6 protein-coding genes are annotated in these 6,454 nt (G+C 48.4%); 3 read left to right on the top strand and 3 right to left on the bottom strand.

Annotated features, from left to right (window positions below; all coding sequences use genetic code 11):
• Positions 1-1,728, top strand: a 1,728-nt coding sequence (locus AB7E14_RS18745) for a tail fiber domain-containing protein (protein WP_428169785.1), incomplete at its 5' end; no start/stop codon positions are given.
• A gap of 812 nt (positions 1,729-2,540) precedes the next feature.
• Here AB7E14_RS18745 and AB7E14_RS18740 read toward each other — a convergent pair.
• Entirely contained in the window at positions 2,541-2,780 is a 240-nt protein-coding gene (locus tag AB7E14_RS18740) for a DinI family protein (RefSeq protein ID WP_104446318.1), read from the bottom strand.
• 83 nt (positions 2,781-2,863) lie between these two features.
• On the opposite strand from AB7E14_RS18740, the gene AB7E14_RS18735 reads away from it, so the two are divergent.
• Positions 2,864-3,253 carry a S24 family peptidase gene (locus AB7E14_RS18735; RefSeq protein ID WP_192502384.1) on the top strand — a complete coding sequence of 130 codons (390 nt, stop codon included), beginning with the start codon at positions 2,864-2,866 and terminating at the stop codon, positions 3,251-3,253.
• Between the two features lie 515 nt (positions 3,254-3,768).
• Here the strand turns inward: AB7E14_RS18735 and AB7E14_RS18730 are convergent.
• On the bottom strand, positions 3,769-4,518 hold the full coding sequence (locus tag AB7E14_RS18730; RefSeq protein WP_044326746.1) for an SDR family oxidoreductase: 750 nt from the start codon (positions 4,516-4,518) through the stop codon (positions 3,769-3,771).
• Positions 4,519-4,619: 101 nt separating this feature from the next.
• Between AB7E14_RS18730 and AB7E14_RS18725 the strand changes: the two genes are divergently transcribed.
• Positions 4,620-4,982 (top strand): winged helix-turn-helix transcriptional regulator, encoded by a 363-nt coding sequence (locus AB7E14_RS18725; RefSeq protein WP_044326747.1) that lies wholly within the window; start codon positions 4,620-4,622, stop codon positions 4,980-4,982.
• A gap of 53 nt (positions 4,983-5,035) precedes the next feature.
• On the opposite strand, the gene ompC is transcribed toward AB7E14_RS18725, so the two are convergent.
• Positions 5,036-6,217 carry a porin OmpC gene (ompC, locus tag AB7E14_RS18720; RefSeq protein WP_043000271.1) on the bottom strand — a complete coding sequence of 394 codons (1,182 nt, stop codon included), beginning with the start codon at positions 6,215-6,217 and terminating at the stop codon, positions 5,036-5,038.
• Between the last annotated feature and the right edge of the window lie 237 nt (positions 6,218-6,454).

The following is a 6,454-nucleotide window of genomic DNA, read 5'->3' as shown; positions in this document are numbered from 1 at the left end:
GACCCGGTAACAGATAACGAATATTCAGCGCTTCACTATTCGGAGAAAGCGAAGAAATCCGCAGCAGAAGCTGCATCTCACAATCCTGCTGAGGCACTCGTTAAATCGCTGAACCTGTCAGACCTGGCGGACCGTGCCGCCGCCTGGCTTAACGTTCGCCCGATCGGGTCAACCCCGTTAGCGGGAGACCCGGTAAACCCATATGACGCAACGACGCAACGTTGGGTGGAGAACTATGTATCTGGCGGAGGTGGAACCGGGCCAACCATGAACGGGGTACAAAACTTCGGCGTGGGTATGCCGATTTTGTGGACCAGTCGCGCCTTTACTCCGGCGTGGGCGGTGGTGTCGGACGGGCAGAGCCTTAACCGTGCCGACTGGCCTGAACTATGGGTGCACGCGCAAATGCACACGCCGATCGACGATGCCGATTGGTTGGCTAACCCTGGGAAGCGAGGCAACTACTCAAACGGCGATGGATCGACTACTTTCCGTGTACCAGACTTTAACGGTGTACAAAGCGGGTCCATTCCGGGGCTATTCGGTCGGGGCGATCAAGGTGGAGCGCTTCCGTCTGGGGGGGTTTACGAATCGGCAGCGCCCAACATTACCGGTATCTTAGATGTGCGACCACTCGACTATCAGGGCGGGAATTACCCAGAATTTGTCGGGAGTACAGGCGCATTTTCGCGAGCGGGTCTTGTAACGGCAGTACAGCAAGCGGTAAACGCAGCATCAACACGCACCGGCATTACTGTTTCTGATCGTGCTGTTTTTAGAGCTTCGGACAGTAACCCTGTTTATGGGCGTAGTACTAATCAGGTATGGCCTAACTCTTTTGTCGGTGTCTGGATCATCCGCGCATCCGGCGGGTTTACGGCGGCTAACACGTCGTGGAGCGTTATTAACGAGGACGCAGAAGCACCAGGCCCCGGAGTATTAACGCGCGGCGGTAATGTGATTAGCTCTTATAAGATCGCCGGTGTAGAAGTGGCGCGTGGGTCACTGAGTGTATCGCATAACACGTATTCTTCCGGTTTCAGAGATGTGAGTGCCGTAATAGAAGCATGGAGCACAGACGCTTCGGCTTCATGGTCATTTAACCACGCTGGATTTATAAAGCCTAATACCCCTAGCGGTCAATTCATCACGCAAGCCGAAATCGGCCTTTCTGGGGGGTTATTTGCTAACGGAGACCGATTTATTGCCGTAGGGCTTCGTGACCAGAATACGGCAAACGCCGATGCCGTTGGAAAAACGTGGATAATGTCGCTTAATGGTACATCAGGCTTGCAATTTATTGCCCGTAACCGCGCGCAGTCGAACGTGGGGCAATTGGTTATTAACATGCCGTACTCAAGCGGCACATTAGCGCTTCAGGGTACATCGGGTCTGGCATATAAGCGCGACATAAAAGATGCCGACCTTGCGGAAGCAGTAAACCGTATTGATGCGCTTCGCATGGTTAACTACGTTTATAAAGACGACGAGCAGAACCGCGAGCGATTCGGCATTATCGCGGAAGAAGCAGAACTGGTAGCGCCGCAATACATCAAACACAACTCTGAAGAAATCGCCGATATCATGGATGACGACGGTAACAAGATTGGGGCGGAAACTCGCGATCGGCCATCTGTAGACAACAACCCGATCGTGATGGACTTACTGGGGTATGTGAAGCACCTGAAGGCAGAGATCGAAATGTTGAAAACTGCATTGAAGGGTTAATTAACTGAAGGGGCCGATTGGCCCCTTTTTTGCGTTCAGCATACAGCCCGTGAACTCTGAGTTTTAAAAATCAGCTAGATACTCAGTGTTAAATATTGATAGTTTCCGCCTGTATTAAACTGTGTCGAACCGGGCATGATAGTCCATTTCGGCATGCTAAAACCTGTAATATTTGAGTATCCGAAGGCTGGTAATCATTATAAAAATTTAGCTCAATTTAGATAACTAGTGGATATCTTCTATCAGTCTGTAGTAAACAATATAGAAGGATTTTCTTGCGTAAAATTGGGGGAGAGGAATTTGCTTACGTTTTATGAGATTGCATCAATCAACCATAGATTGCTGGATATCAGTGATACATGGGCCGATTTGTGGGTGTGCCTTCACTATTTACCAGTTGGTATCGGAAGGGTAAGAATGCTTCGCTATACTAACTTGGTTGGCAGTAATTTGACCTTTGAACAAAGAGGAAGATTGAAGGAAATAAATATAATAGCTCCTTCGCAGGTTCGAAACATAATTTTACGCAGAAGGGAAATTTATCCTGATGATGTTTATGTTTTCCAGAGTCATTCTAATCGAGTTAAAGCAGAGGAAAAACCAGTGACAGTTGTTGCATTTAACCGGGCGCTTAAGCTCGCCTCTTCGGGGGTTACGACAAAGAATGTCACCAGTAAATGCGCCTGAAAAAAGTTGCCGTTGTTCGTCGTATGCAGGAACGGACGGCGGCTGGCGTTCGTTCGATAGTGCGAGTATTGAATGATTACCAGCCGGTGCGGATTCTACATATGTAATATGACAAAACAATGCTCTTAGTCTGAAACCAGCCACATATCAGACTCTTCAAACATTTCTTCCAGCATGCGGTTCAGCCGTTCTTTCTCAGTTTTGGTGCAGTCGCTGTTTAATGCGTTAGCCTGCATTGGCTTCACCCTCACCTCAGCATCGGGAAAAATCCGGTGCACCCGCTTCGTCAATTCGGCCAGAATGATGTTACTTGCACCTGGCAACCCGGCAACGTTTCTCTTGTCATAAACCAGCTCAACAAACATATTTTCCCTCCCCTCTTTACTGGTTGGATATACAGTATTTATACTGTGTTTTTATCCAGTGTCAATAGTAGGTAGAGGTAACTATGGGCTTCCCTTCTCCGGCAGCGGACTACGTTGAGCGCCACATATCGCTAGACGATAAATTTATTGAGCATCCGGCATCTACATACTTCATGAGGGCAGGGCAGACATACTGGAGAGACGGCATCATGAATGGTGCTTTGTTGGTAGTAGATAGTTCCCTGAAACCTTGCGATGGTTCTCTGCTCATCTGTAGGTTGGATGGTGAGTTAAGGATAAAACGCTTCCGCGTGCACCCAAGACCTCACCTGGTGAATCTGGAGAACGGTAAGCGCGAAGAGATACCAGACTCAACGGGTGACTACAATGTTACTTCGCCAGTATTTGGGGTGATCACCTACATCATCAACGATGCGCGCTCAGGTGAGTTCGATGATTGTCCGGTGATCTGACATTAATTCGCGTCGGGATAATTCCCCGATTTTACCCCAACAATACCCCGTATAAAAAACAGGCATAAAAAAACCAGCCCATCAGGGCTGGTTCTTAAGGAGTGCTTTGGTTGACAAGAGAGGTATTGAACCTCCGTACATCGACACCCATGACAAGATTAATGAGTGCTTGAGCGCATGATTTTTGGTAAAAATTGTTGGTATATTAAATCGAAGAAACACAGGAGTTCATTGATTTTTAATGAGTCAAAGTTATACGGATATACCATGCCTAAAACTTAACTCATTGAAAAACATGTTAATAGGATCGGTCTCGAAAACCGGAGTAGGGGCAACTCTACCGGGGGTTCAAATCCCCCTCTCTCCGCCACTATTCAAGCACTTACCCTTCCTGTTGTCAGTGACGCACGTCCCGTTGAGTAAAACGAACAGAGATATAACGCCGAAGTTCCCTTCAGCGCCATTATGTTCGTCACATTTTCAATGACTATCACGAACAGCCAGGAAGCCTGGAATCACAGATTGCCGGTTCCACCATCTACCAGTAGTTCCGTACCTACGGTATAACCCGACTCATCAGATGCCAGATAGAGCGCGGCCTTCGCCAGTTCCGTTGGCGTACCCATGCGTCCCAGAGGCACCAGGCTGGCAATGTCACTTTGCAGCGTGCGCTGCGCTTCTTCACTAAGTCCCAGCTTATTGAGCGCGGGTGTGGAAACTGGGCCTGGGCTTAAGCCATTAACGCGTATTCCCCGGGGTAAGAGTTCTGCCGATAGTGTGCGTGCGAGCGATAATAATCCGGCCTTACTGGCGGCATAAACGCTGCTGGTTGGCAGACCAATATGCGCGCTGACCGAGCCGCAAAGGATCACGGAAGAGGGATTATTCAGAAGTGGCAGCAGTGCCTGCAGCAAAAAGAAAGGCCCCTTTAGATTGATTTGCATCAGGCGGTCCCACTTTGCCTCATCCCACTCTTCGATCAGTCCATGCGTGACGTCACCCGCATTGACGAAAACGGCATCCAGCCCCGGCCAACGCGAAGCGAGGGTTTCTGCCAGCCCTTTTTGTGCCTGAATATCCCCGGCATCGGTGGCAATCACCCATGCGCTGTCACCCAGAATGCGTTGGGCTTGAGCGAGCGTGCCGGGATTGCGTCCTGTGACAGCGACATGCGCGCCTTCGGCAATAAACTCCTGCGCAGTTGCCAGACCAATACCACTGGTCCCGCCTGTAATGAGCGTATATTTACCTGTTAAGCGACCCATTTTACTTCTCCTGAATTGTCTCTGGAGAATGCACTATAGAAACGTTAGTATCTAAAGGAAACTAGGTACCAAATGGATACTAAAGAGGCAAGAGGTGTGCTATGGCGGAATCAGCTGACGGTGTAACGGAGAAAAATGTTCAGCATCAACCCTGTCCGATGACTCGCTTCGTCAGTCTGGTCTCCGGAAAGTGGGCAATACCGATTTTGTACCGTCTGATCGTACTGAATGCCCCGGTGCGTTTCGGCGAGTTATTGCGGGCTGCAGCCCCCATTACGCAAAAAGAGCTGACAAAACAGCTGCGTTTATTTGAGTTACGCGGACTGGTGTCACGTACAGTTTATCCGGAAATTCCACCGCGCGTTGAGTATCAGATAACGCCATTGGGATTGACCATGCATAGCGCGCTGACGCCTCTGGCTGACTGGATGCGGGAAAATGGCGACAAGCTCAATACTGAGTGACATTTCAGGCACAAAAAAGCCCGCCGGAAGCGGGCCTGGAATTATTCTGGCGATTAGAACTGATACACTAAGCCCACAGCAACGATGTCATCGGTCGCGATGCCGTTGTCTGCATAGAAGTGGTCATCGTTATCCAGCAGGTTGATTTTGTAATCAACGTAGGTGGACATGTTTTTGTTGAAGTAGTAAGTCATACCTACATCAACATATTTCACCAGATCTTTGTCGGTGTAGCGTGGGTTACCATCACCATCATGATCCTGACCACCCAGTTCCTTCCCTTTAGATACCAGGTAGGCGATAGAAGGGCGCAGACCGAAATCGAACTGGTACTGTGCAACCGCTTCAAAGTTTTTGGTCTGGTTGGCAATACCGCCATTGGTTTCACCTTTACCGCCGCCGTAATAGGTCATGTTGCGGGTTTCGGCATACATTGTGGCCAGATAGATATTGTTCGCGTCATATTTCGCGCCAATGGTCCAGGCTTCAGCTGTTTCACCACCGGCGTAGTTGTTGGCACGAGAACGATCGCCATATCCACGAGAAACCTGATCATCCGTGCGGTCAGATGAAGAATAGGCTGCACCCAGGCTTAAACCGAAGTCAAAGTCATAAGAGGTGGACATACCGAAACCGTCGCCGTTTTCCTGGGCCAGTTTACGATATGTGCTATTGCCTGAGCCTTCCTGGCCAAAACTTGCGCCTTCATTGTTGCCCTGATACTGCAGCGCGAAGTTCAGGCCATCAACCTGACCAAAAAAGCCTTTGTTACGGTAGGTGGCTACGCCGTTAGTACGACCCAGCATATAGACGTCGGTCTGGGTGTAGGAGTCACCACCAAATTCCGGTAGCATATCAGTCCACGCTTCGACGTCATAAACCACACCGTAGTTACGACCATAGTCGAAGGTACCATTCTGACCGAAACCTAAACCCGCGAAGCCCAGACGCGTTGCGGAATCGCCTTTGTCACCTTCGGTGCCGCTTGCGTTAATGTTATATTCCCACTGACCGTAACCAGTCAGTTGATCCATGATCTGGGTTTCACCCTTGAAGCCCAGACGCACATAGGACATGTCGCCATCACTGTCAGTGTTGTCTGAGAAGTAGTGCAGTCCATCCACTTTCCCATAGAGGTCCAGTTTATTACCGTCTTTATTATAGACTTCAGCAGAATGGGCTGCGCCAGCAATCAATAATGCTGGAACGAGCATGGCCAATACTTTTCTTTTCATTATGTATTCCCTTATGATAATAATCTTTATGAATAAGTGCAGCTTTCCAGAAGAGCACGTCTGGATACTATTCCAGGAGTTCATTTTATTTTAAAAATAACATGTAACAATTGTATTTTAAATATTTCTAAATATTTCTTTGTGGATATTTATAATTCATATTGCATGATAAATATAAAACAAATTCATGATTTTTATGATTTAATATCAATTATTTATGTTTTTTGTTTTGATATT

This window comes from Citrobacter sp. (assembly GCF_050252275.1).
In the GTDB taxonomy this organism is placed as follows: domain Bacteria; phylum Pseudomonadota; class Gammaproteobacteria; order Enterobacterales; family Enterobacteriaceae; genus Citrobacter_A; species Citrobacter_A amalonaticus.
This window is presented reverse-complemented; position numbering and strand designations above follow the sequence as displayed.